This is a genomic window from Nocardia sp. NPDC049707 (genome assembly GCF_040674855.1).
Taxonomy (GTDB): domain Bacteria; phylum Actinomycetota; class Actinomycetes; order Mycobacteriales; family Mycobacteriaceae; genus Nocardia.
Genome location: NZ_JBFANN010000032.1, coordinates 67588 through 91274, shown reverse-complemented (window position 1 = coordinate 91274; position 23687 = coordinate 67588). Strand labels below are relative to the sequence as shown.

The following is a 23687-nucleotide window of genomic DNA, read 5'->3' as shown; positions in this document are numbered from 1 at the left end:
CAAGTGGTTGATCGGTAGCGCGCTGGTACTCGTGGTGGTGCTGGCGCTGGTGGTCGTCTACGGGCCTTGGTGGTCAACGAACCGGAGATGACCGCGACGACCCGGCCCGAGCCGGTGTTGGCGATCGCACGAGACACCAGGGGGCCGCGAACCCGCCGCGCCGAAGGCGCGGCAATCAAACACCGCCGCGCCGAAGGCGCGGCAATCAAACACAACCTCAGGCGTGCCGCTGCACCAGGTCGCCCAGCCGCGGCAGGGCCTCGATGACGTTCTTCTTGGCCGAGGAACGCATCGACGAGTAGACCTTCTGCAGCGCCGGGCGGGTCGAGGCCTGGGCACGCGCGTCGGTCACCGAGAGCAAAGCCTCGGCGACCTCATCCGACTTGGCGACCAGCAGGTCGGCGAACTTGCCGGACCCCGTCGCCGTGTATTCCTGCCAGAACGGCTCCAGCTGCGTTACGAGCTTGGGCGCCAAGGACTCCAGCGCGTCCGGCACGATGGACGGGCTGATCTTCTTGACCGCCGCGTAGCCACCTTTGACGGCCAGGCCCGACGCACCACCCTTGTCCGACACCTCAGCGTCCAGCACCTCCTTGGCATCGGCAAGGAAGGCCGTGCGCTTCGCGTCGTCGAGCAGGGATTCAGACAGTGCTGCAACCACTTTCAGGTTCCTCCGGGATCGATGTCGATGAACGAGCGCACGTCACTATACGCACCGGTGCGCGGAGTCACACGGCGCTCATCCAGCTACGGCTGCCACGGCAGCAATTGGACCATCAATCCTTCGCAATCCGCGAGGACATTGCCCTGCTCATCGACCAGTTCGGCGGTGATGAAGGTCTTTCGCCCTTCAATGCGATCGACGCGACCCCGCACGGTCAGCGGCGTCTGCAACGGCGTGATCTTGCGGTAGTTCACATGCAGATAGGCGGTGCGGCTGATCGGCCGTCCGGCGTAGTGCACGATCATGCCGAGCAGGTCGTCGAAGAGCAGTGGGAGCACGCCGCCGTGTGCCGCGCCGTTGCCGCCGAGATGGAAACGGCGGAATTCACCGGTCATCACGATGCCGTCCGGTCCGGCCTCGACCACCTGCCACGGCAGCAGCAAAAGGCTGCCGCGCCCGGGCAATTCGACCGCGCGGCCCGCCGGGCCCTGGAGTTCCGGCGCGCGGTAGGGCTCGAGCAGATCGATGAGTTCGCGCGCCCGGTCGAGTGCCGCGCCGAAGATCTCGTCGGGAGCGTCTACGGAGACGGCCAGATCCTGCAGCGTGCGCATGGCCTCGACGAACGGGCCGTAGTTGGCGCCGATGTGCGCGGGGGAAACCTTGGGGAAGCCGCCGTGCTTCTCATACCGGGATTCGTCCACCGCGCTGTTGTCGATGCGCGGACCGGACCGCCCGACAACATCGTCCGGAACCGGTTTCACTGCCTCGCGCCCGCCCGTCGCCCGACCGCCGCCCCTCATCGAATCGCTTCGTGATGCTCTCTCCATCCCTGCACGGTATCGCGTTGTTATACACCGTCAAGTCGTACTGTCGAGTAATGGAATCGACACCGTAGAAGTTCGCATCGAAGTCGCCGGCACCCGAAACATCGGCGGGGGCAATAATCACTGGGGTGACGTTCAATCCGAAGCTGTGGCGGCCCGTTCCGGGGTTCGAGAACCTGACCGACATCACCTATCACCGGCATATCGAACAGGGCACCGTCCGGGTGGCCTTCGATCGGCCGGAGGTGCGCAATGCGTTCCGCCCCCACACTGTCGACGAGCTCTATCGCGCGCTCGATCACGCCAGGATGACCCCGGATGTCGGCGCGGTGCTGATCACCGGCAACGGCCCGAGCCCCAAGGACGGCGGCTGGGCCTTCTGCTCCGGCGGCGACCAGCGCATTCGCGGCCGCAGCGGCTACCAGTACGCCGATGGCGAGACCGCGGACACCGTCGACCAGGCGCGTGCGGGCCGGCTGCACATCCTCGAGGTGCAGCGGCTGATCCGGTTCATGCCGAAGGTGGTCATCGCACTGGTCAACGGCTGGGCCGCGGGCGGCGGGCACAGTCTGCATGTGGTCTGCGATCTGACCCTGGCCAGCCGCGAGCACGCCAGGTTCAAGCAGACCGACGCCGATGTCGGCAGCTTCGACGGCGGTTACGGCAGCGCCTATCTCGCGAAAATGGTCGGCCAGAAATTCGCGCGGGAGATCTTCTTCCTCGGCCGTCCGTACACCGCCGAGGAAATGCATCAGATGGGTGCGGTGAACAAGGTCGTCGATCACGCCGAACTGGAAAATGTCGCGCTGGAGTGGACCGCCGATATCAACGGCAAATCCCCACAGGCCCAACGCATGTTGAAGTACGCGTTCAATCTGCTCGACGATGGTCTGGTCGGTCAGCAGCTCTTCGCGGGCGAGGCCACCCGGATGGCGTACATGACCGATGAGGCGATCGAGGGTCGCGACGCCTTCCTGGACAAGCGCAAGCCGGACTGGACCCCCTACCCCTGGTACTTCTGAGATGGACGTCCTCAGCAGCCGGGTCATCCTGCGGCCCGCCGACTACCGGACAACCCTCGCCTTCTACCGCGACGGGCTCGGCTTGGCGATCGCGCACGAGTATCCGGGCGGCACGGTTTTCTTCGCTGGACAGTCGCTGATCGAAGTGGCCGAGCACGGCGGATCGGGCAAATCGACCACCTTCGAAGGCGCGCTCTGGCTGCAGGTACGCGACATTTCCGACACCGCGGCGGAACTCGCGCCGAAGGGGATTCGGATCGAGCGCGAGCCGGTGCGCGAGCCGTGGGGATTGATCGAAATGTGGCTGCGCGATCCGGACGGGGTGCCGATCGTTGTGGTCGAAGTGCCGGCCGAACATCCGCTCCGACGGGATTCGCGCTGGTCAACGGACTGATCGCAGCGCAGGCGGCGGCGTGGGCGATTCGGCTCGAGTTGCCAATGCCGGCCCCGGCGAGGACGATAACCCACGGATGGTCGCCCGACCGCCGACGTCCGGGCGACCATTTTGAGTACCGTCCTCCGAGTGAATCGCAGTCTCGATGTCCGGCGCACCCGAGCCCTCCTCCCTGACACGGCCGAACACCCGCACGCCGCCCCAGCAAACCGACCCCTGCCGCGTGCGGTCGTGTTGACATGACACGATCAGACTCGTGAGGGAGCGCAGCGAGCGAATCATGAACACAGCGCGCCTGCGCACGACGGCGCCGGGCACCAGCGAGGTGCGGTCGTGAGAGCGAAGCGAACCAGCCATGGCCACCGCGCGCCCGCGCATGACGGGGCCGAAGTCATGAGCGAGCGAATCAACAACACAGCGCCACCGGCGATGGCCGGGCCGAGCGCTAGCGAGGCCCGGTCATGAGCGAGCACAGCGAGCGAATCAACAACACAGCGCCACCGGCGATGGCCGGGCCGAGCGCTAGCGAGGCCCGGTCATGAGCCGAACTCTGCGTACACTGCCGATGCCCACCGGATCGGGACTGGGCGATGTCATGCCGCATCTGCGAGAAGTGCTGGAAGGCAACGGCCCCGCATGGTTGCCGATACCGACCAGCGACCGTCGAGAGGCCCTGCGACTGAGCGACGCGCTCGGCCCCGGTGAACCGATCGATGACGAGGTGGCGCTCGTGGTGACCACCTCCGGCACCACCGGTGTGCCGAAGGGCGCCATGCTCAGCTCCGCCGCGCTGCGGGCCAGCGGGACCGCGACACACGATCGACTCGGTGGCCCCGGCACCTGGCTGCTCGCCCTGCCGACCCATCACATCGCGGGCATTCAGGTGCTGCTGCGCAGCATTCTGGCTGGTACCGAACCCAGCGTGCTCGACGTTTCCGGCGGCTTCCTCCCCGAGGCGCTGGCCGGCGCGATAGCCGGTATGCGCGGAGACCGCCGCTACACCGCACTGGTTCCGACCCAGCTGATCAAGGCGCTGGAGGCACCTACCGCCGCCGCGGCGCTCGCCCAGTTGGACGGCGTGCTCGTCGGCGGGGCGGCCACTCCCGCGCCGGTCTACGAGCGCGCGAAAGCGGCCGGTATCAACGTCGTTCGCACCTACGGCATGAGCGAAACCTGCGGTGGCTGTGTGTACGACGGAGTTCCGCTCGACGGCACCGAGATTCGCATCGAGGACGGCCGCGTACTGCTCGGCGGCGCGATGATCGCCAACGGCTACCGCGGCCAGCCCGACCATCCGGCCTTCGCCGAACCGGGCTGGTTCCGCACCGAGGACGCGGGCACATACGACAACGGTGTGCTCCGCATCAGCGGACGCCTCGACGAGGCGATCATGACCGGCGGGCTGGTCGTCATCCCGCAGGTGGTGGAGGCCGTGCTGATCACGCATCCTGGCATCAGCGAATGCGTGGTGCTCGGGCTGCCCGACGATCGGCTCGGCCAGCGGGTCGCGGTCGCGGTGGTCCCCGCCGCCGGCGCCACCCCGACCCTCGAGGAGCTGCGCGATCACGTCGTGCGCGAACTCGATCCCATCGCCGCACCGCGCGAACTGGCGCTACTCGACGAACTCCCGCTGCGCGGCCCCGGCAAGCCGGACCGCGCCAAACTCCGCGAATGCTTGTCCGCCTCTCCCCGTATCTAGGCGCCACACCGAGGTGCCACCACAGTCGCGTCGGCGACCTGCGCCGGCGTGGTTAGCCGGTTCCCGGCGAGCTACCCATGTTCTCCGGAAATCAGTAGTCGCGTTTCCTGCGTTGACCTGGCGGTGAACTAGCACGCGATCGCGATGCAAGGTCGCATGACACCGTCGTGCAAGGGCCGTGCAAGACGGCAGCCGCACAGTGTTGTGCATGACTTCTTACACACCCACCGCAGCGCTCGCCGTCGAGGCGGACAGCCTGGTCAAGGTGTTCGGGGAACAGCGCGCCGTCGATGGTGTGAGCCTGGCGGTTCCGCAGGGCTCGGTCTACGGTGTGCTCGGCCCGAACGGCGCGGGCAAGACCACCACCATCCGCATGTTGGCCACCCTGCTGCGCCCCGACGGGGGCAGCGCTCGCATCTTCGGCCGTGACGTCGTCGCGGAACCGACGGCGGTCCGGTCTCTGGTCGGTGTCACCGGGCAGTACGCCTCGGTCGACGAGGACCTCACCGCAACCGAAAATCTGGTCATCTTCTCCCGCCTGCTCGGCCTCAGCCGGATCGACGCCAGGCGCAAGTCGGTCGAACTGCTGGAGGAATTCGACCTCGCCGAGGCGGCGAACAAGCCGCTGAAGAACTTCTCCGGCGGCATGCGGCGCCGTCTCGATCTGGCCGCCAGCCTGATTGCGACACCGCCGCTGCTGTTTCTAGACGAGCCGACGACCGGCCTCGATCCGCGCACCCGCGCCCAGATGTGGGAGACCATCCGCCGTCTGGTCCGCGCGGGCGTGACGGTGCTGCTCACCACGCAGTACCTGGACGAGGCCGATCAGCTCGCCGACCGGATCGCCGTCATCGACCACGGCAAGGTGATCGCCGACGGCACCGCTGACGAACTCAAGGCCTCGGTCGGCGGCTCGTCGCTGCATCTGACCCTGGTCGATCGGGCCCAACTCGACGAGGCCCGCCGCATTGTCGGCGACTTCCTCGGCGCCGAGGCCCAGATCACGCCCGAGGCCGGACGGCTCACGGCGCCGCTGCCGGACGCGGGCATGACCGCCGATCTGCTGATCCGCCTGCGCGAGTGGGAGATCGCGATCGACGAGATCACCGTCACCAAGCCCAGCCTCGACGAGGTCTTCCTGACCATCACCGGCCACCCGGCCGACGACGAAAACGAACGGAGCGCGGCATGACAACCATCACAGCCACCGAAAAGGCCGCGCGGCATGCGGCACCGCATTCGATTCCAGAGGCCAGCAACCGGATCAGCCTCCGCCAGACCGTGGCGACCTCGTTCACCATGGCCTACCGCGGCATCCTCAAGATCAAGCACAATCCCGAGCAGCTGTTCGATGTGACGATTCAGCCGATCCTGTTCACCGCGCTGTTCGCCTACATTTTCGGCGGCGCGATCGGCGGCAGCGTGCACGACTATCTGCCGGTCCTGGTTCCGGGCATCCTGGTGCAGACGGTCATCCTGACCTCGGTGGTGACCGGCACCCAGTTGCGCGAGGATATGGACAAGGGCGTCTTCGACCGGTTCAAATCCCTGCCCATCGCCCGCATTTCGGCGCTGGCGGGTGCGTTGATCGCCGATATGGTGCGCTACGCGCTGGCGACGACGCTGACCATTGTGGTCGGCCTGGCCATCGGCTACCGGCCCGAGGGCGGTGTGGTCGGTGTCGTGGTCGCCGGATTGGTCATCGTGGTCTGCTCATTCGCGGTGAGCTGGATCTGGGCGCTGGTCGGCGTCACCGGTAAGAGTGCCGCTGGGGTGCAGGGCATTTCGATGATGGTCATGTTCCCGCTGACCTTCATGTCCGGCGCGTTCGCGATGGTGAGCACCATGCCGGGTTGGATGCAGGCACTCAATCACGTGAATCCCGTGTACTACATGGTGAATGCGGCCCGAGCGCTGATGAACGGCAATGTCTACGGCAGCGATCTGGCGTGGTCGCTGATCGGCTCGGTGATCGTGATCGTGATCTTCGCGCCGCTGAGCATCAAGGCGTACATGCGTCGCGCATGAATCTATGACCCGGAATCGCGGTGGGAGACGGATGTCACCCGCCGCGACTTTCGTTGTCGCAGGACAATTCCTGCAGGAGTTCGAGAATCCTGGCGGCCGCCTGCCGTCGACGCATGCCGGTGGCCCTGGTCAGTGCTTCGTCGAAGCGTGCGTCCCCCACCGTCGTTCGGTGCAGCGTCGCGTGCCGTCGCAATTCGGCCGACGGATTATCCTGTCGCGCCATCACTTTGCCGGCCAGCGAGACCAACTCCAAGCCGATCTCCGAATGTCGTCCGACCGCGAGATAGAACGTCCCGACCGCATTGCCGACCGCACCGATCTGCGGCAGATCGTAGAACTGCCCGAGCCGCCCGGTCGCGAGGCGGACCAGGGTGCGCGCGATATCCTCGCCCTCCGCCGCCCGCCCATACAGCACGTAGGCGTCCACGGCCCCGCTCGCGGTCATCAGAATGCCCGGGCCGGGCATCGGTTCGTCATCGGGCCAGCCGTACAGGTCGAGTGCCCGCCGATAGTGGCGCAGTCCGGTGTCGATATGGCCCTCGGCCAGTTCCAGTTCCGCCATTCCGATGACGACCGGCGCCAGGCGGTGGTTGCGTCGGATATGCCGATCGTCGATCGCGGTGCCATGTGCCGGATCACCATGCCGAGCGCCGAGCACCGAGCCCAACTCCCGCCGCGCTTCCGCGAGCCGACCCGCGCCGATCAGCGATACCGCGAGATAGCTGCGCATCTCGACGGCTTCGTCGTGGGCGCGCAACTCGCGCAACAGCTCCCCGGCCCTGCGGTAGTACCCCACCGCATCGGTGTAGTTCGCGGTCTGTCCGGCGAGCTGCGCGAGATGTTGGGTGACCATCGCCGTGCCCCACACATCGCTGCTCTCGATCAGCTGCAGGGCGGTCTTCGCGTCCCGGGTGGAACCGTAGACGTCACCCGCGTTCTCCCGGATGTTCGCACGCATGAACACCGCCGCGGCGCGGACCAGGGGGTCCGGCGACCTGGCACCGTCGGCGAACAGCCGCGGCGCGTCGGCACCCGAGACATCCGCGATGGCCATAATGCCGAGAAAGCGCGCTCCACCATTGAGTTCGATTGCGGTGCCGAGCAATCGACGGACTCGCGCCCGCGTGGTCGCCATCTGCCGCAGACCGCCGCCCAGGTACGCCATGTGCATACCGGTCAGCAGGTGGGCGAGCATCTGCAGATCGGCGACCGTGCCGCGCACCGGACCGGGTTCCGGTGCCAGGGTGATAATCCGGCGCGCCCAACCGCCCAGCTCCATATGTGCGCCACGCATCATCCATAGCGTGCCAACGATCGGGAAGACCCGGTATACCGTGCGGGCATCCCTGCGCTCCATTGCATACCGCAGCACCGCGACCAGGTTGTCGAGCTCCGCACCGACCGAGAGCACGGTTGCCACCTCGTTCGAGAGATAGCGGTGCACCGCGGCGATCGAATAGTCACGCGCCCAGCGCGACATGCGATCCATCACCACGGGTCGCTCGTCGATCGCACCCGGAATGCCGGCCGCCGCATCGGATCCGGTCAGCGTGAGCTGTTCCTCACCGAATTCGCGCACTGTCTCCAGCATCCGATAGCGGGTTCCGATCAGGCCCTCGTCGTCGTCCAGAACGGTGAGCAATGATTGGCTGACCAGTCCGTCCACAGCCGTGGACACATCGTCGATATCCGGGCCGCCCGCCACCACTTCGGCGGCATCGAGGGTGAACCCCGCCGGAAAGCGGCACAGCCTGCGCAGGGCGATCTGCTGCGGCTCCGCGAGCAGATTCCAGCTCCACGCGATGACCGCGTGCAGGGTGCGGTGCCGTTCCGGCGAGGAGCGATCGCCGGTGCGCAGCAAGGCGAATCGGTGTTCCAGGCGGGTTTCGATCTCCTCGACGCTCATGGTCCGCACGCGGGCGGCCGCGAGTTCAATGGCCAGCGGCAACCCGTCGAGTGTGCCGCACAGCCGGGCCACCACTTCGGGATCCAGACGCACGGTGGGCCGCACCGCGCGCGCTCTGGCCATGAACAGTTCGGTTGCGGGCGATCCAGCCGCGTCGATTGCCAAGGGCGCCAGCGGATAGACCGTTTCCGCGGTAATCGCCAGTGGCGCGCGGCTGGTGGTGAGCACGCTGAGCTGGTCGCAGCTGCCGACCAGATCGGCGACCACCTCGGCGACCGCATCGATCAGATGCTCACAGTTGTCCAAGATCAATAGCGTCGGGCGGGCGGCGAGCGCATCGCGCAGTCGGCGACCGGCATCGCTGTAGCCGATCGAGCGCCGCCACGTCGGCTCGAGCACCATCTCGCCCAGGCCGAGCGTCGTGCTGATCGCGGCCTCGACATCGGCGCGCGGATCGGCGGCGGTATCGGCCCGCACCGACGCCAGCTCCACCAGCACCACGGATTCGCTGCGCGCGACTCGGGCGCCCAATTCGTTGGCCACCCTGGTCTTTCCGGTGCCGCCGGGGCCGAGCACGGTCGTCACCCGGGAGCGGTGCAGCAGTTGCACGAGTGCGTCCAGATCGGCGGCACGTCCGAGCAGGGCATTGGGGGCCGCGCGCAGGCCGATCGCCGAGACGACACTCGGCGGTGCGGCAGCGACCGAATCCGCAACCCGTCCGACCGAATCCAACGCCATCGAATCCCGCCCGGCGGAATCTCGTGCGGCCGAATCGCGTACCGCGACCGATACGGTCGGATCACCTGGTGCGACCGAATACACGATGGGCGTCGGAGTCGGCATGCCCCCGGCATGATCGGTGCGCGCTGCGAAACCGGGCATCGGATCACCGCGCAGGATGGCGGTATTCAGCTCCACCAGCGCCGGACCGGGATCCGCGCCGAGTTCTTCGACCAGCCGCCCGCGGATCGATGCGAACACGTCGAGGGCTTCATTCGGCCGCCCGACCGCGGCGAGCAACCGCATCACGGTGGCGTGCGCGGCCTCGTCGAGCGGCTTCGCGGCCGCGGTTCGGCGGGTGATCGCCACCGCGCCGTCGAGATCCCCGCCGGCGACCCGGGCGGCGACCTCGATCGCCTCCAGTTCGGACCACCGGTGCGCGGCCGCAGTGCGTAGTTCGTCGGCAAGGTCACCCGCGGGGAGGTCGGCACCGGGCTCGCCGCGCCAGAATGATCTGGCCCGGGTCAGCACCTCGAGACATCCGGCGTGGTCACCGCTGGCCTGTTTGGCGCGGGCCGCGCGCACCAGGTCGTCCACGAGGGTCACATCGACCTGATCGGTGGTCAAGGTGAGGCGGTAGCCCGCCGGACCGATCTCCAGCGCCGCGTCCGGTAGCGTCGCGCGCAGCCGGGACACCTGAGTGTGCAGCGCGTTCATCGGCGCGCGGGGCGGCTGGTCACCCCACACCTCATCGATCAGCGCCTGAGCACTGCGGCTGCGGCCGGGGCGCAGGGCGAGAGCCGCGAGCAGCAGCCGCGACCGCGTCCCGGGTAATGCCGCGAGCGCGCCGTCTCGGCGTAGCGCGATTTCGCCCAGCAGGGCCACTACGACCGATTCGCCTGCGGGCGTCGTCAGGGTTTGACCTCGGCCGTTCGGGCCGCTCTGATCCGGAGACATTCCGGCGTTATCGTATGCGAGCCGGGGCGCGAGCGACGGGCCCGAAGGCGATAGCGCACTGTGACGACGGAGGGACCCGGGAGTGCCGCCATCGGATACTGCCTGCTGGGCTGGCATGGCTCTGATGGGACTGATCGCGAAGGTGTTCCCCTTCGACAACACGATCGGACAGGATTTCGAGAAGGGCCCCGACCGGCTGAAGGCGGCCGCGGAGTCCAACTGAACCGCCCGAGCGGGCCGAACCGCGACCGCGCACTAGGCTGCGAATATGGCTACTGCAGCGCAATGGCTCGAGGGCGCACGGCCCCGTACTCTGCCGAACGCGATCGCCCCTGTCCTCGCCGGAACCGGCGCCGCAGCCTCCATCGATGGCGCGGTGTGGTGGAAAGCCGTTCTCGCGCTGCTGGTTTCGCTGGCCCTGATCATCGGGGTGAATTACGCCAACGACTACTCCGACGGCATCCGCGGCACCGATGACGTGCGGGTCGGTCCGCTGCGGCTGGTCGGGCAGCAGCTCGCCTCGCCCGCCGCGGTCAAGAATGCCGCGATCATCAGCCTGGCTGTCGGAGCCTTCTTCGGGCTGGTGCTCGTCATCGCGACGGCGTGGTGGTTGCTGCTGGTCGGCGCGGCCTGCCTGGCGGGTGCCTGGTTCTACACCGGCGGCAGCAAGCCCTACGGCTACAGCGGGTTCGGTGAGTTGGCGGTCTTCGTCTTCTTCGGTCTGATCGGTGTACTCGGCACCGAATTCGTGCAGGCCGAGCGGATCGAATGGGCGGGCCTGGTGCTGGCGATCGGGGTCGGGGCGTACTCCAGTGCGGTACTGGTCGCCAATAATCTGCGCGATATTCCGACCGATACCGAATCCGGGAAGGTCACCCTCGCGGTCAAACTCGGCGATCCGCGGACGCGGACGCTGCACCTGGCGCTGCTCGCCGTGCCGTTCATCGCGACGCTGCTGTTGGTCGTCCGCACGCCGTGGGCGCTGGTCGGACTGGTCGCCGTGCCGTTGGCGGTGCGCGCCAACGCACCGGTGCGCTCCGGTCAAGGTGGGCTGGAATTGATTCCGGCGCTCCGCGATTCGGGGTTGGCGCTGTTGGTGTGGTCGGCGGTTACCGCATTGGCGCTGGGTATCGCCGGCTAGTCGGGTATCGCCGGTTGATAGCGCGCGGGCGACCAGGAGGGTCGCCCGCGCCGCAGCTATCAGTCGCCGTCCGGAACCAGGATGCCGAGGACCCAGTTGACCACCGCGACGATGATGCCGCCCCAGACGGCGGCCCAGAAGCCGTCGACGCGCAGGCCATAGTCGGTGGTTTCGGTGATCTTCGCGGTCAGCCACAGCATCAGTGCGTTGATCACCAGCAGGAACAGGCCGAGGGTCACGACTACCAGCGGTAGCGACAGAAGTTTCACAATCGGCTTGATCACCGCGTTCACCACGGTGAAGACCACTGCGACGACCACGATGACAATGACTTTCCCGCCATTGCCCTTGTCCGCGGGACTGAGAATTTCGATCTTGTCGACCCAAGCGGCGGCCAGCCAGATGGCCACCGCGTTGATGATCAACCGAATCAGAAGCTGCATGCGCCAATGCTAGGCCCGACGGGCGGGTATGTGCTGCCACAAAGCGCCAATCAGGTGGCGCGCACATGCCCACCCCCTCACGCGGCACGATCGAGAAACGCGTGCACCTTCGGTCGGAGCGCATCGATCGCCTGCGGACCGCCGAGGATGCGGGTGGTGGTCGCATTGGGCGCGCGCAGAATGCCGAGCAGCAGATGCCCGGATTCGATGGACCCGTCCTTACGGGCCAGCGCTTCTCGCAATCCCAACTCCAACACCTTCTTGGCCTCCCTGGCGAACGGAAGGTGACCCCAATTCCGATCGCGGCCGCGGCCGAATCGGGACCGCTGCTCGGGCACCGCCCGTTCCAGCGCATCCTCGCCGAAGGTCGCCTCCAGGCTCTCGCGCACCGCGTCCAGATCGATGCCGATCGAGCGCAGCGCCTCGGCGTCCTCCGCGCCGAGCGGCTGGCCCTTGGACTGTCGGCTGAGGCTTTCCTGCACGTCTCGGTGAGTGAGGCCCGCCTCTTCGAGCAGTGCCTTCAATTCCGGCTCGCCCTGTGACAACAGACCGAGCAGCACATGCTCCACCTCGATCTTGGGTGCGCGTAATTCCCGCGCGTCTTCTTGGGCGATGACGATCACCGTCCGCGCCGACCTGCTGAACCGTTCGAACATCAGCGGTTCCCGCCTCTCCGGTTGTATTTCTGGTGGACCGCCTGCTTGCTGACCTCGAGCGCCTCGGCGATCGCCTGCCAGGACCAGCCCTGTTCGCGGGCATTGGTCACCTGGATCCCCTCCAGCCGTTCGAGCAGCCGACGCAGCGCGAGTACCGCGCGCAGCCCGACCCTGGGGTCCGGACTGCCGGCGGCGGCCGCCAGTGTGGTTGCTTCAGTCATGTCGTCAATTTTGATTGACGAACGCTGGTGTTGTCAACAAAAATTGACGAGGTTCGCCGCAAGAGAAAACCCCGACGCCCCGGCGCTGCCGGGATGACGGGGTTGCAGCATCGCGTGCTAGCCGGACCAGATGCCGGTCGCGGCGAACTTCTCCAGGATCGCGGCAGGCTCGGCGAGGTTCATCCCCTGCGCCTGGACCCAGGCGTCGTCGAAATACGTTCCGGCATAGCGATCTCCGCCGTCACAGAGCAGCGTGACCACGCTGCCCGAACGACCGGTGGACATCATTTCGGCGATGAGTGCGAACGCACCCCACAGATTGGTTCCGGTGGAACCGCCTACGCGGCGGCCGATTACCCGACTCGCGAGCCGGGCGGTGGCGATCGATGCGGCGTCGGGAACCTCGATCATCCGATCCACCACCTGACCGACGAACGACGGCTCGACCCGCGGGCGGCCGATTCCCTCTATGCGCGAGGGCATTCCGGTCTGATAACCGGCGTCGGCCGTTTCGTAGCCGCCGTAGAACGCGGAGTTCTCCGGGTCGACCACGGCCAGTTTCGACGGGTAGCGGTGATAGCGGATATAGCGGCCGATGGTGGCGCTGGTGCCGCCGGTACCCGCACCGACCACGATCCAGTCCGGCACCGGATGCGCCTCCAATTCCATTTGCTGGAAAATGGATTCGGCGATGTTGTTATTGCCGCGCCAATCGGTGGCGCGCTCGGCATGGGTGAACTGATCCATGTAGTGGCCACCGCATTCGGCGGCCAGCCGCACCGCCTCGGTGTACATATCCGGTGGGCGCTGCACGAAATGACAACGGCCGCCTTGGGCTTCGATCAACTCGATTTTCTGCGGCGAGGTGCTCGCCGGCATCACCGCGACAAAATCCAGGCCGAGCAATTTGGCGAAATACGCCTCGCTGACCGCGGTCGAACCGGACGACGCCTCGACCACCGTGGTGCCCTCGGTGACCCAGCCGTTGCAGATCGCATACAGAAACAGCGACCGCGCCAGCCGGTGCTTGAGGCTGCCGGTGATGTGGGTCGACTCATCCTTCAGGTACAGCTGGACTTGCCAGGCGGCGGGCAGCGGATACCGGATCAGATGGGTGTCGGCACTGCGCTGCGTGTCGGCCTCGATGAGCCGCACGGCATTGTCGACCCAGGCGCGTGGCGTACTGCGATCGCAGGACTTCACGAGGCCGAACCGGTCGGGTTGTCGTTACCGCGCAGCCGGGCGCGCAGCTGCGCCTTGTCCTGGCGACGCTTCGCGTCGACGACCGCGATGTCCTCGTTGACCCGAGCGCGCAACTTCTTGAACAACGTCAGCGACAGCGGCATCGCGATGATCAATGCGAACAGGGCGGCGACTACCAGCGGGATCTCCACCGAGATGAGCCAGGCGACACCGATGACCGCGGCGGTGATGACGACGACCAGCCCCAGCCTGGCGAGCGTGTACAGCGCCAGATGGCGGGCCAGCCGCGCGCCGGCGCCAGCGGTTTGCTGTTTGGGTTCACCCGGTGGTGGAGTTGCGTCACTCACGCCGTCCAGCCTATGCGAAGCTATTGCCCAGCCTCGGCGATACCTGCTGTCGAGGAGGGGCGCGTATCCGTTTTGTCTATTACTTCCCCTTTACCAACTGTAGGTGGTTCGAGTACCTAGGGGTTGCAGTGCGACGATGGCGCCATCTGATGAGGGAACTGTCGAGAACGGAGAGGTTTGCTATGACTGCGATCACCGTCGGCGGCCAGGACACTCTGCTGACCCCAGGCCAAGTTGCCGCCATGTTCCACGTCGACCCGAAGACCGTCACCCGCTGGGCCCACGCCGGGCGCCTTGGGTCGCTGCGCACACCGGGCGGGCACCGCCGGTTCCGCGAATCCGAAGTACTCCAGCTGCTCAAGTCGCTGACCACCGAGGCGACCGCACGCTGATCATGGTTCGCGGGCCCAAAGCTGTGAGCCGAGTCTCGCTGTCCAGGGGCCCGCACCCACCAATTTCGTTTCTGCGGTGTTCGAAGGCTACGCACGCGACTACCCTCGTTAGCAGGAGGTGAGCGACGTGACGTACCTGTTGGCACTCATCGCGGTAGTTGCAGTCGCGGTGTTGTGCTGGAAGGCGTTCGGCCCCGAGAAGACCGCCGGACCGCCCACGCGTTCGCCGCAGCGCAAGCGCATCAAAGGGCCCGACGACGACCCCGAATTCCTCTGGCGTATTTCGCGCCAGCATCGTGACGGTGACGGATCCGCCGAACGCTGAGTGAGTTGCGCCCGGTTCGCCGGGCTTTCCGGCAGCCGGACGCGAATCTCTCAGTCGTGCAACCATATTGACCGCGCGGTCTATTTTGCTGCGCCGACGCTGAATCGTGCCGTGGGGAAGCCTCCGCGACCGGTTGCTACCGCTGACGCCAGTCTCGCAAATGATCGGAGGCCGCCGTCATGCTTCTCGACGTATGTTCGGCAGCTCGAACGATCACGGCTCGCCGTTGATGACGGCCATCAACGCGTCCATGAAGGACTGCCCGCCCATGATGGAGCCACCGGCCATCGCGCCGATAACAGCGCCGATCGGGCCGGTGATGAGGCTGAAGAAGAAGACGCCGACGATAGCGCCGATGATGAGGCCGAGTGCGCCGCCGAGGACCACGCCGATAATGTTCTTGTTGATTTCGTCGGTCAGGCGGGCCATGGAGTTGACCGGCTGCATCTCGCCGATGTTCTTGGCGGTCAATTTCGGTGTGAGAGCGAGGGTTCGGCCGTCATCGGAAATCGTCTGGTCGACCGCGACATGGGTGCCGGAGAGCTGGTAGGTCAAGGGGACTTCCGCGACGACGGCACCGGCGTCCGACTTGAGCTCGACCTTGGTGCCGTTGTCGGCGAGTTCGAACTTGCCACTGTCGACGACAGTGGTGAGCACCCGGTGCGCATCCGGGGTGTCGGAAGCCACTGTGCGGTAACCGATTCCCTGCTCGACGCCGGAGGCCGACACCTCTTTGGCAACTTCCGTTGGCTTCGCATTCGCGGTTCCGGCCGCGATTCCCACGGCGGCGATGGACACGAGGGTGACGGCGAACGTGCCGAACTTCATCAAAGTTTCCTTCTGACAAGCACCGGCCCAGGTAGCCGGTTGACGCGTCTAGCGCCACGTAGCTTGTTGCCCTGCACGATATTTGGGAAACATCCGGGAGGTATCGTTATTTGATTGTTATCCAAATATTCGACCCATGATCGTTTCACACATGTATTTTGCTGTCCCCAAGAATGGGATGACTCGACGCACCGCATCGGATGGTGTAGGCATGACGTGATTTCTCGCTATCCAATTTTCAACTTCGGATCTCGGCGTGCGAGTTCGAACAGCCCTGGAGGACGTCACAGGTGTCGCGTCAACGTGTCCGTGCGGGTCTCACCTTGACGGTCTTCATAGCTGTAACCGCGCTGGCCGCAGCCGTCGTGGCGGTCGCCGCGATGTCGATGAGCAACAACAAGTCCACCATGAGCAGCCCATCGCCCGCTGCCCAGAACGACGTCACACCGACCACGGCGGCGGAACCGGCGTTCCCCGAGCTGCCGCTGACCACCCCCGAGGCCCCACCGACCACCTCTGCCATCCGCAGCACCTTCGACAAGATCGCGGGCGGCCTGAAGGTGGACGTCGGTGACTGCGTCGAGATCGGCGGCAGCGGCGACAACCCCACCCTCGGCAAGACCGCCTGCGGCAGCGCCACTTCTGGCTACAAGGTCATCGATAAGGCGCCCGATAACGCCGCCTGCCCCGGCGACGCCGACCGCACACTCGACGACACCCTGCGCGGCATCAACCGCGCTGCCCTCTGCCTGGACATCGACTGGGTAATCGGCGGCTGCATGGATCCGAACAAGGACAACCCCAAGCGCCTCGATTGCGACACCAAGGGCGTCCCCGACGCGATCCGCGTCATCGACATCAAACAGAACACCACGAACGTCAACGTCTGCTCCTCCAGCGACCGCGGAATCGTCTACCACCAACGCCAATTCGTAGTCTGCGTCTACCGGTTGTAGGCGTTGGGCCACAACGGAAATGCCTGGGCCTACACGTTGCCGATAGAACGATCAGCGTGCGGTGGTCACCACGGCATCCCGCATCTACGCGTCGCAATTCTGCTCGGCTGTTCGTCGGTCTGCGCATCTGGCGAAACGGCTGGCCCGTGGACCGCAGATGTCGACTTCACCGCTGGTGAAGGTGTTCGGCAACGGCAATGGCTGGAAGACCTCCGGCGCTACCGCGCGTCGCTGCTCGCAACGGAGTGATCAGCGCAGCTAACGCCCTTTAGTTCAGCCCGGCGTACGAGTGCAACCCGCTGATGACGATGTTGATGATGAACAAGTTGAACAGCATCGCGACGAAACCGGCGATATTGATGTAAGCGGCCTTGGTGTCGCGCCAACCCGATGTCGCGCGGGCGTGGAGGTAGGCGGCGTAGAGGACCCAGGCGATGAAGGAGCAAGTTTCCTTGGGGTCCCAGCCCCAGAAGCGGCCCCAGGCGGCTTCGGCCCAGATGGCGCCCAGGATTACGCCGGCGCCGAAGAGGGGAAAACCGATGATGGTGGTTTTGTAGGCGAGGCGGTCGAGAGTGCGGGCGTCGGGGAGGCGGCGGGCGATGACGCCGAGGATATTGCCGGATTCGGCGCCTTCGGGCTGACGCAGGCGGTAGAGGAACAGCAGGCTGGCTATGCCGGAGACCAGGAAGACGCCGCTGCCGATGCTGACGATGGTGACGTGCACGGGCAGCCAGAACGACTTCAGTGCGGGCACAACGGGTGCCGCGTCGGCGTAGAGCACGGTGCCGGCCAGGAACAACAGGATGAGGATCGGTACGAGCAGGAAGACCCACATCGAACGATAGCGCTGCTCACGCAGGAACACTATGCCGACGACGGCGGCCGCGGCGGTCGCCATGGTGACGAATTCATACATGTTACCGAGCGGGAAGCGGTGGGTTGCGAAGCCGCGCAACACGATCGAGGTCACGTGCAGGGCGACGGCGACGAACAACACCGAGAAAGCCATATTGCCCGCGCGTTCGGACAACGGCCTGGCCTGCGGCGTCTCGACCCGGCCGGGCCCGGCGGGACGATCGGAACCGCCGCCGACGGTTACCAGTTCACGCGCGACGACCTGCTGCGTCCGCGCCGCCGCGTACTGCACGATCAGCAGCACCAGCACCAGCACGTACACGACGATCGCCGATTTGAAGGCGAGATCGCTGTACTGGGCGATGGTCTCGTCGATCGGCATGGTCACTCTCCCGTGGCGGATTGGTCATCGAGCAGGCGCTTGCGCAGGCGATCGAATTCGCCGCCCCAGCCCGCCTGATCGGTTCTGGCGAGCCCGCCCATCTCTACTACGGTGCGTCGTTTGTCGACGATACCCGCTTCGTCATCGGCCGGATAGGCGCGGATCCAGATGCGCCGCCGCTTCACCAGCAGCGACACCAGCAACCCGGCCATCATGGCCAGTGCGCTCACCAGCACCCACTGCTGCGCCGGATCGTGCGATACCTGCAGATTCACGAATTCCTGCGCGCCGTCGAAGGTGACCTTGGTGCCATTGGGCAGCGTCGTCGACTCGCCGGGACGCAGGTTGACCCTGGCCTCCTTGGTCAGTCGCCCCTGCTTGACCTGCTCGGGATCCAGCGCGAACAGCGACTGCGGCTTACCGGTATCGAGGCCGGTATCTCCGCGATAGACGTCCACCGCGACGGCCGGATCGTTCATGCTCGGGAACGAGGAGGTCAGCAGGCTGCCGTGCAGCAGCGCGGTCGGCGCGAACAAGCCCTCGATGGCGATCTGGTTCTTGCGGCGCTCTTCGTCGGTCGCGTACATGCCGCCGGGCGGATCGATCCGCAGCACACCGCTGGACAGGAAGGTCTGCGCATTATCAGGCCGCCATTGGACGGTCTCGGTGCGGGTCTGCCCGTTCGGGAAGGTCACCGTGAACGTCGGTGCGTAACCGTGGCCCTGCAGGTACAACCGGTCCCCCGCGACCCGCAGCGGATGGTTCACCTGGATCTGCGCATCGCGCCAGGTATCGCTGTGCAGATCGCCGCCGGCCTGATATTCGATATTCGAGGTGAACATCTCGGCCTGGCCGTTCTGCAGGTAGTCGGCCTTGAAGTCCTTGACCCGCACGCACAATGGCGCCATACCGGTGCCGTCGTTGACGTTGCCCGCCTTGAACGAGTCGAAGACCGCGGGCGAGGTCGTGCAGAAGCCGGGACCGTTGTTCGCGATGACGATGACGCTGCCCTCGTAACCGAAGAACTTGCCGACCGCGATAGCGGCGAGCAGCGCGACCAAAGCCAGGTGGAAGACAAGGTTGCCGAGCTCGCGGGTGTAGCCCTTCTCCGCGGAGAGCGTGATCTCGCCTTCGCGAGTACCGTCGCGCACCTCGGTTCGCCAGCCGCGCAGTTCTTTCCGCGCATATTCGAGCACGGAGTCCGGTGTGCCGTCGACGGTCTCGCAGTGGTGGTGCGGCAGTCGAGACAGATTGCGCGGCACCCGAACCGGCGGCGTGCGCAACGCGCGATAATGATCCAGGCAGCGCGGCAGAATGCAGCCGACGAGCGAAATGAAAAGCAGCGCATAGATTGCCGTGAACCAGAAGCTGGAGAACACGTCGAACAGCTGGAACCGGTCCATCCACGGTCCGAGTGTCGGGCGGTCGGCAATGTACTGCTCGACCTTGCCCTCATTGAGATTTCGCTGCGGCAGCAACGCACCTGGAATCGCACCCAGGGCCAGCAGGAACAGCAGTACCAGCGCGGTGCGCATGCTGGTCAGGCCGCGCCAGGCATTGCGCACGAGCGCCCAGGCACGCCCGACCGGGGACTGCTTCGGCCGCGTCACCGGCGCCTCGGGTCTGTCGAGCACGGTCATATCGGCAGTGTCACCTCGGAAACGAACGCATCGCGCACCCAGGCGACGAACTGGTCCCACGCCCCCGTGACCAGCGCGATCCCGACCGCGACGAGCAATATGCCCCCGATGATCTGAATGGTGCGCGAATTGCGCCGCAGCCAACCGACGCCGCGCAACGCACTCGCCGAACCGAAGGCCAGGATCACGAACGGCAGTCCGAGGCCGAGGCAGTAGGCGACGATCAGCGCGACGCCGCGCACGGCCGTGGTGCCCTCGGTGCCGGCCGAAACCGCCATCACCCCGGACAGCGTTGGCCCGAGGCACGGTGTCCAGCCGAGCGCGAAGACCGCGCCGAGCAGCGGAGCGCCCAGAATACTGGTGAGCCTGCGCGGCTCCATTCGCGTATCGCGCTGCAACGCGGGGACCAGGCCGATGAACACCAAACCCATCAGGATGGTGATGACACCGCCAACTCGTTGCAGCAGTTCACGATTCACGTTCAGGGTCTGGATGACGCCGAAAACCGTTGCGGTGGCGAGCACGAACACCACGGTGAAGCCCGCGACGAACAAACCGGCCGCGCCGGCCACTCGGATCCGCCCCGTACGTGCCGCAGCCCGATCGACCGAAACCACGGTGCCGCCGAGGCTCTCGGCCTGCGCCGCGGTAGCGGGCGGCGCCTCGGCACCGACCAGCCCGGCGAGATAGGACAGGTAACCCGGCACCAGCGGCACCACGCACGGCGAGGCGAACGAGACCAGTCCGGCCAGTACGCATGCGCCGAGCGCCAATAACAACGGCCCCGTCGCCGCCGTCTGCTGGAACGAATCACCTACTGCGGCAAACACCATCAGTCGGACTCCAGCGGGGGTCGATCGGCGCGCTCGGGCACCGGCGCAGCAGCAGTATTCGTCGCGGGGGGAGCGAAGTCCATCATGGAATCGGCTGCGGCGCTGCGCGGTACCGCGGCGACGCCGACCCACCGGTCATCGACCGTCCAGACACCGCGAACGAGACGGGCGGCCTGCCGCGGGCGACAGGCACGCGGGCTACGAGTACGGCGATCGCGATTCACGATGGCACCTTCCTACCGCTCGCTATTGAGCGGGACGTCATTACGGCATGGGCCGAACGGCTTGCGTGGTATCACTGCGACCCTTCCGCGGCAATGCGTTCGACGATTGGTTGGAGGTCTTCCGCCAAGAGCGACCGGAGGAAGACAGCGGCGACCCGATGTTGCCGATCCAGCACCAGCGTGGTGGGAATGACACTGGTCGGGAAGTTGCCGCCGAGCGCGAGCAGGGTGCGCATGGACGGGTCGTAGACGGACGGATAACCGACCTTGTTGTCGATGACGAAGTCCTGCGCCTTGTCCTGCTGGAAATCACGGACATTGATGCCGAGAAAGACGACGCCCCTGTCCTTGGTTGCCTCGTAGACCTTTTCGAGCGCGGGCGCCTCGGCGCGGCACGGCCCGCACCACTGCCCCCACAGATTGAGCACGATGACCTTGTCCGGAAAATCGGCGACCGAGGTCGTCTTGCCCGAGGTCATCAGATCCGGCCCGGCGAGCTCGCCGATGGTGCCACGCGCGGCGGGCGGATCGTAGAAAATATCGGTTTTGCCACCGGGCGAGACGAATTCGAACGTACCGCCGGAGGCCACCGCATCCTTCCCGGTCGAACACCCCGCGAGCGCGGCCACCAGGGCCACGCACGCGAAGAGGACCAGCGCGAAACGCCGGGCCGACGGCCGGGAAGAAGTTCTCATGCGCCGTGCACCGTGGGATCCGAACCACCCGCGGGCTCGGAGTATACGATGTCGACGAGGGTGTCGCCCTGGTAGACCAGTGAGGTCAGCGAGGCGAGCGAGCACTGCCGGTGCCGCGGATCGTGCCAGAGCCGCTGGCCCTGCAGAAACCGCCGCAGCGTCCAGACCGGCAGCTGATGCGATACCAGCACCGCCTCGTGTCCGGCCGCCTCGACCCTGGCCTTATTGACCGCGGCCAGCATGCGGTGCGCGATCTGCAGATACGGCTCGCCCCAGGACGGGGTGAACGGATCGCGCAGCTTCCACCAGTGCCTCGGCTTACGCAGCGCACCGTCGCCGACCGAAACCCGCAGGCCCTCGAAGGTATTGCCGGCCTCGATCAGGTTCTCGTCGGTGCGCACGAGCAGCCCGTGCTGGCGCGCGATCGGATCCGCGGTCTCCTGCGCCCGCTGTAGCGGCGAGGCGATGACCAGCGCGACATCGTGATCGGCCAGCGACCGTGCGACCGCACCGGCCTGCGCGCGACCGGTCACCGAGAGGCTGAATCCGGGCAGGCGACCGTAGAGAATGCCCTTCGGGTTGTGCACCTCGCCGTGTCGCAGCACATGCACAATGGTCTCGACGGTGTCGTGCGCCGCCGCATCGACCGACTCGTCGCCGCGCGGGCCGATGACGATGCCGGAAGTACGCGGGGCAGCCGCAGCGACGGGCTCCACCGTCTCGTCGGCATTCGAGGCATCGGACCGATCGACGATTTCGAACTCGTCAGCGGAGGTATCTGGTAGTTCGCGCACTTCTGAATCTGGCTGGTCGGAACTCACGCGCGGGATCCTTCGGGGGTGGCTGCCGCGGCCGCATGTGCGGCGGCGGGCAGGGCGGCGGCGATACGGTCGAATGCGTCCTCGTCGAGCGCCGCGGAGACGAACCATGCCTCGAACGCGCTCGGCGGCGCGTACACACCGCCGTCGAGCAGTGCGTGGAAGAAAGCGGGAAAGCGCCAGGTCTGGCTGGCTTTGGCGGCGGCGTAGTCGGTGACCGGACGGTCGGCGAAGAACACGCTCACCATATTGCCCGCGAACTGGACCTGATGCTCGACCCCCGCCGCTGCGAGCGCCTCGGTGAACAAACCACCCAGTCGCTCGGCATTGTGATCGAGTGCGGCGTACACCGCCTCATCGGCCGCCCGCAGCGAGGCGAGCCCAGCGGCGACGGCGACCGGGTTTCCGGACAGGGTGCCCGCCTGATACACCGGACCAAGCGGCGCAAGGTGATTCATGATCTCGGCGCGCCCGCCGAATGCGGCGGCGGGCAGTCCACCGCTCATCACCTTGCCGAAGGTGTAGAGGTCACCGGCGACACCGTCGCGACCGAACCAGCCGGACCGGCTCACCCGGAATCCGGTCATCACCTCGTCCATGATCAGCAGCGCACCGTCCGCGGCGGTCAGCTTTCGCAGGCCTTCGTTGAAACCGGGCAGCGGTGCGACGGCACCCATATTGCCCGCGGCTGCCTCGGTGATAACGCACGCGATTTCACCCGGATGCGCGGCGAAGGCGGCGGCAACGGCGTCGATGTCGTTGTACGGCAGCACGATGGTGTCGCCCGCTTGCGCGCCGGTAACGCCCGGCGAGGTCGGCAGGCCGAGCGTCGCGACACCCGATCCGGCATCGGCGAGCAGTGCGTCCACATGGCCGTGGTAGCAACCCGAGAATTTGATGATCTTGGCGCGACCGGTGTAGCCGCGTGCCAACCGGACCGCGCTCATGGTGGCTTCGGTGCCGGAGTTGACCAAGCGGACCCGGTCCACCGGCGCCACCCGTTCGGCGATCAGCTCGGCGAGTTCGATCTCGGCCTCGGTCGGCGCGCCGAACGATAGTCCGCCGACGGCCGCGCGCTGCACCGCCTCGACCACCGCGGGATGCGCGTGGCCGAGAATCATCGGACCCCAGGAACACACCAGGTCGACGTATTCGTTGCCATCGACATCGATGAGTGTGTAGCCCCTGGCCGATGCGATGAATCGCGGTGTACCGCCGACGGACTTGAAAGCCCGCACCGGCGAATTCACACCGCCCGGAATCACGGAGGCGGCCCGGTCGAAGAGCTGAGCCGAGACCGGCACCGATGCCCTGGTCACGCGCGGAGAAGAACTCACGACATCCAGTGTCTCAGCCCTATTGGAAGGAGTCGACGACAGGGTGTAGTCGAGTGACGCAGACCGCAGCTCGGTCGCGCGAACCGGCGCAACACGCCGATCATGGTTGCGGCCGATATCGATCGCTGACCGATTGCTGGTGCGTAATGTCGGTGCGTCGTCGCACCATCCAACCCA

General features: G+C 66.4%; 24 protein-coding genes. 9 read left to right on the top strand and 15 right to left on the bottom strand.

The window, feature by feature from the left end; translation table 11 throughout:
* Positions 1 to 217: 217 nt before the first annotated feature.
* Both AB0J29_RS25730 and AB0J29_RS25725 read right to left on the bottom strand, forming a co-directional pair.
* The gene (locus AB0J29_RS25730) at positions 218 to 661 is read right to left on the bottom strand and encodes a hypothetical protein (protein ID WP_364791231.1); all 444 of its coding nucleotides are present in this window, start codon (positions 659 to 661) and stop codon (positions 218 to 220) included.
* 86 nt (positions 662 to 747) lie between these two features.
* Positions 748 to 1491, bottom strand: a complete 744-nt coding sequence (locus tag AB0J29_RS25725; RefSeq protein WP_364791228.1) for a PaaI family thioesterase — start codon at positions 1489 to 1491, stop codon at positions 748 to 750.
* A gap of 125 nt (positions 1492 to 1616) precedes the next feature.
* Between AB0J29_RS25725 and AB0J29_RS25720 the strand changes: the two genes are divergently transcribed.
* The 5 genes from AB0J29_RS25720 (at position 1617) to AB0J29_RS25700 (ending at position 6631) form a co-directional block, all read left to right on the top strand.
* The gene (locus tag AB0J29_RS25720) at positions 1617 to 2510 is read left to right on the top strand and encodes a 1,4-dihydroxy-2-naphthoyl-CoA synthase (protein ID WP_364791225.1); all 894 of its coding nucleotides are present in this window, start codon (positions 1617 to 1619) and stop codon (positions 2508 to 2510) included.
* Between the two features lies 1 nt (position 2511).
* On the top strand, positions 2512 to 2904 hold the full coding sequence (locus tag AB0J29_RS25715; RefSeq protein WP_364791222.1) for a VOC family protein: 393 nt from the start codon (positions 2512 to 2514) through the stop codon (positions 2902 to 2904).
* 538 nt (positions 2905 to 3442) lie between these two features.
* Entirely contained in the window at positions 3443 to 4603 is a 1161-nt protein-coding gene (menE, locus tag AB0J29_RS25710; RefSeq protein ID WP_364791219.1) for an o-succinylbenzoate--CoA ligase, read from the top strand.
* Positions 4604 to 4811: 208 nt separating this feature from the next.
* Positions 4812 to 5795: an ATP-binding cassette domain-containing protein gene (locus AB0J29_RS25705; protein WP_364791215.1), complete on the top strand. Its 984-nt coding sequence runs from the start codon at positions 4812 to 4814 to the stop codon at positions 5793 to 5795.
* Positions 5792 to 6631 carry an ABC transporter permease gene (locus tag AB0J29_RS25700; RefSeq protein WP_364791212.1) on the top strand — a complete coding sequence of 280 codons (840 nt, stop codon included), beginning with the start codon at positions 5792 to 5794 and terminating at the stop codon, positions 6629 to 6631. The genes AB0J29_RS25705 and AB0J29_RS25700 overlap by 4 nt, the downstream gene beginning before the upstream one ends.
* Before the next feature lie 34 nt (positions 6632 to 6665).
* Here the strand turns inward: AB0J29_RS25700 and AB0J29_RS25695 are convergent, their stop codons facing one another.
* Positions 6666 to 10214: a BTAD domain-containing putative transcriptional regulator gene (locus tag AB0J29_RS25695; protein ID WP_364791209.1), complete on the bottom strand. Its 3549-nt coding sequence runs from the start codon at positions 10212 to 10214 to the stop codon at positions 6666 to 6668.
* A 268-nt stretch (positions 10215 to 10482) separates the two neighbouring features.
* Here AB0J29_RS25695 and AB0J29_RS25690 point away from each other — a divergent pair, with 268 nt between their 5' ends.
* Complete coding sequence (locus AB0J29_RS25690) at positions 10483 to 11355, top strand: 1,4-dihydroxy-2-naphthoate polyprenyltransferase (RefSeq protein ID WP_364791206.1); 873 nt, start codon at positions 10483 to 10485, stop codon at positions 11353 to 11355.
* 59 nt (positions 11356 to 11414) lie between these two features.
* On the opposite strand, the gene AB0J29_RS25685 is transcribed toward AB0J29_RS25690, so the two are convergent.
* The 5 genes from AB0J29_RS25685 to AB0J29_RS25665 all read right to left on the bottom strand — a co-directional run bounded on the left by AB0J29_RS25685 (position 11415) and on the right by AB0J29_RS25665 (position 14225).
* Positions 11415 to 11798, bottom strand: a complete 384-nt coding sequence (locus AB0J29_RS25685; RefSeq protein ID WP_364791203.1) for a phage holin family protein — start codon at positions 11796 to 11798, stop codon at positions 11415 to 11417.
* Positions 11799 to 11875: 77 nt separating this feature from the next.
* Positions 11876 to 12454 carry a Clp protease N-terminal domain-containing protein gene (locus AB0J29_RS25680; RefSeq protein ID WP_364791200.1) on the bottom strand — a complete coding sequence of 193 codons (579 nt, stop codon included), beginning with the start codon at positions 12452 to 12454 and terminating at the stop codon, positions 11876 to 11878.
* On the bottom strand, positions 12454 to 12675 hold the full coding sequence (locus AB0J29_RS25675; RefSeq protein ID WP_364791197.1) for a helix-turn-helix domain-containing protein: 222 nt from the start codon (positions 12673 to 12675) through the stop codon (positions 12454 to 12456). Before AB0J29_RS25675 ends, AB0J29_RS25680 begins: the two co-directional genes overlap by 1 nt.
* A gap of 117 nt (positions 12676 to 12792) precedes the next feature.
* Positions 12793 to 13878: a PLP-dependent cysteine synthase family protein gene (locus AB0J29_RS25670; RefSeq protein ID WP_364791194.1), complete on the bottom strand. Its 1086-nt coding sequence runs from the start codon at positions 13876 to 13878 to the stop codon at positions 12793 to 12795.
* The gene (locus AB0J29_RS25665) at positions 13875 to 14225 is read right to left on the bottom strand and encodes a DUF4229 domain-containing protein (RefSeq protein WP_364791191.1); all 351 of its coding nucleotides are present in this window, start codon (positions 14223 to 14225) and stop codon (positions 13875 to 13877) included. The genes AB0J29_RS25670 and AB0J29_RS25665 overlap by 4 nt, the downstream gene beginning before the upstream one ends.
* A gap of 182 nt (positions 14226 to 14407) precedes the next feature.
* On the opposite strand from AB0J29_RS25665, the gene AB0J29_RS25660 reads away from it, so the two are divergent.
* Together AB0J29_RS25660 and AB0J29_RS25655 are read left to right on the top strand one after the other, a co-directional pair.
* Positions 14408 to 14617, top strand: coding sequence for a BldC family transcriptional regulator (locus tag AB0J29_RS25660; protein ID WP_062983746.1), 210 nt, complete (start codon positions 14408 to 14410; stop codon positions 14615 to 14617).
* A gap of 127 nt (positions 14618 to 14744) precedes the next feature.
* Positions 14745 to 14942, top strand: a complete 198-nt coding sequence (locus AB0J29_RS25655) for a hypothetical protein (protein WP_329413729.1) — start codon at positions 14745 to 14747, stop codon at positions 14940 to 14942.
* 213 nt (positions 14943 to 15155) lie between these two features.
* On the opposite strand, the gene AB0J29_RS25650 is transcribed toward AB0J29_RS25655, so the two are convergent.
* On the bottom strand, positions 15156 to 15770 hold the full coding sequence (locus AB0J29_RS25650) for a hypothetical protein (protein WP_364791188.1): 615 nt from the start codon (positions 15768 to 15770) through the stop codon (positions 15156 to 15158).
* Between the two features lie 290 nt (positions 15771 to 16060).
* Here AB0J29_RS25650 and AB0J29_RS25645 point away from each other — a divergent pair, with 290 nt between their 5' ends.
* Positions 16061 to 16726 carry a hypothetical protein gene (locus tag AB0J29_RS25645; protein ID WP_364791185.1) on the top strand — a complete coding sequence of 222 codons (666 nt, stop codon included), beginning with the start codon at positions 16061 to 16063 and terminating at the stop codon, positions 16724 to 16726.
* Positions 16727 to 16994: 268 nt separating this feature from the next.
* Here the strand turns inward: AB0J29_RS25645 and ccsB are convergent, their stop codons facing one another.
* The 6 genes from ccsB to hemL all read right to left on the bottom strand — a co-directional run bounded on the left by ccsB (position 16995) and on the right by hemL (position 23510).
* Positions 16995 to 17963, bottom strand: a complete 969-nt coding sequence (gene ccsB / locus AB0J29_RS25640; protein ID WP_364791182.1) for a c-type cytochrome biogenesis protein CcsB — start codon at positions 17961 to 17963, stop codon at positions 16995 to 16997.
* 2 nt (positions 17964 to 17965) lie between these two features.
* On the bottom strand, positions 17966 to 19603 hold the full coding sequence (locus tag AB0J29_RS25635) for a cytochrome c biogenesis protein ResB (RefSeq protein WP_364791179.1): 1638 nt from the start codon (positions 19601 to 19603) through the stop codon (positions 17966 to 17968).
* On the bottom strand, positions 19600 to 20436 hold the full coding sequence (locus AB0J29_RS25630; RefSeq protein ID WP_364791176.1) for a cytochrome c biogenesis CcdA family protein: 837 nt from the start codon (positions 20434 to 20436) through the stop codon (positions 19600 to 19602). Before AB0J29_RS25630 ends, AB0J29_RS25635 begins: the two co-directional genes overlap by 4 nt.
* Positions 20437 to 20731: 295 nt before the next feature.
* Entirely contained in the window at positions 20732 to 21355 is a 624-nt protein-coding gene (locus AB0J29_RS25625) for a TlpA disulfide reductase family protein (RefSeq protein ID WP_364791173.1), read from the bottom strand.
* On the bottom strand, positions 21352 to 22026 hold the full coding sequence (locus tag AB0J29_RS25620; protein ID WP_364791255.1) for a histidine phosphatase family protein: 675 nt from the start codon (positions 22024 to 22026) through the stop codon (positions 21352 to 21354). The genes AB0J29_RS25625 and AB0J29_RS25620 overlap by 4 nt, the downstream gene beginning before the upstream one ends.
* Before the next feature lie 146 nt (positions 22027 to 22172).
* Positions 22173 to 23510 (bottom strand): glutamate-1-semialdehyde 2,1-aminomutase, encoded by a 1338-nt coding sequence (gene hemL / locus AB0J29_RS25615; RefSeq protein WP_364791170.1) that lies wholly within the window; start codon positions 23508 to 23510, stop codon positions 22173 to 22175.
* Positions 23511 to 23687 lie beyond the last annotated feature (177 nt).

Coding starts and splice junctions, on each gene's coding strand:
- AB0J29_RS25725 (WP_364791228.1), bottom strand. CDS start 1,491: ATGGAGAGAGCATCACGAAGCGATTCGATGAGGGGCGGCGGTCGGGCG.
- AB0J29_RS25715 (WP_364791222.1), top strand. CDS start 2,512: ATGGACGTCCTCAGCAGCCGGGTCATCCTGCGGCCCGCCGACTACCGG.
- menE (WP_364791219.1), top strand. CDS start 3,443: ATGAGCCGAACTCTGCGTACACTGCCGATGCCCACCGGATCGGGACTG.
- AB0J29_RS25705 (WP_364791215.1), top strand. CDS start 4,812: ATGACTTCTTACACACCCACCGCAGCGCTCGCCGTCGAGGCGGACAGC.
- AB0J29_RS25700 (WP_364791212.1), top strand. CDS start 5,792: ATGACAACCATCACAGCCACCGAAAAGGCCGCGCGGCATGCGGCACCG.
- AB0J29_RS25695 (WP_364791209.1), bottom strand. CDS start 10,214: ATGTCTCCGGATCAGAGCGGCCCGAACGGCCGAGGTCAAACCCTGACG.
- AB0J29_RS25690 (WP_364791206.1), top strand. CDS start 10,483: ATGGCTACTGCAGCGCAATGGCTCGAGGGCGCACGGCCCCGTACTCTG.
- AB0J29_RS25685 (WP_364791203.1), bottom strand. CDS start 11,798: ATGCAGCTTCTGATTCGGTTGATCATCAACGCGGTGGCCATCTGGCTG.
- AB0J29_RS25680 (WP_364791200.1), bottom strand. CDS start 12,454: ATGTTCGAACGGTTCAGCAGGTCGGCGCGGACGGTGATCGTCATCGCC.
- AB0J29_RS25675 (WP_364791197.1), bottom strand. CDS start 12,675: ATGACTGAAGCAACCACACTGGCGGCCGCCGCCGGCAGTCCGGACCCC.
- AB0J29_RS25660 (WP_062983746.1), top strand. CDS start 14,408: ATGACTGCGATCACCGTCGGCGGCCAGGACACTCTGCTGACCCCAGGC.
- AB0J29_RS25650 (WP_364791188.1), bottom strand. CDS start 15,770: ATGAAGTTCGGCACGTTCGCCGTCACCCTCGTGTCCATCGCCGCCGTG.
- ccsB (WP_364791182.1), bottom strand. CDS start 17,963: ATGCCGATCGACGAGACCATCGCCCAGTACAGCGATCTCGCCTTCAAA.
- AB0J29_RS25635 (WP_364791179.1), bottom strand. CDS start 19,603: ATGACCGTGCTCGACAGACCCGAGGCGCCGGTGACGCGGCCGAAGCAG.
- AB0J29_RS25630 (WP_364791176.1), bottom strand. CDS start 20,436: ATGGTGTTTGCCGCAGTAGGTGATTCGTTCCAGCAGACGGCGGCGACG.
- AB0J29_RS25625 (WP_364791173.1), bottom strand. CDS start 21,355: ATGAGAACTTCTTCCCGGCCGTCGGCCCGGCGTTTCGCGCTGGTCCTC.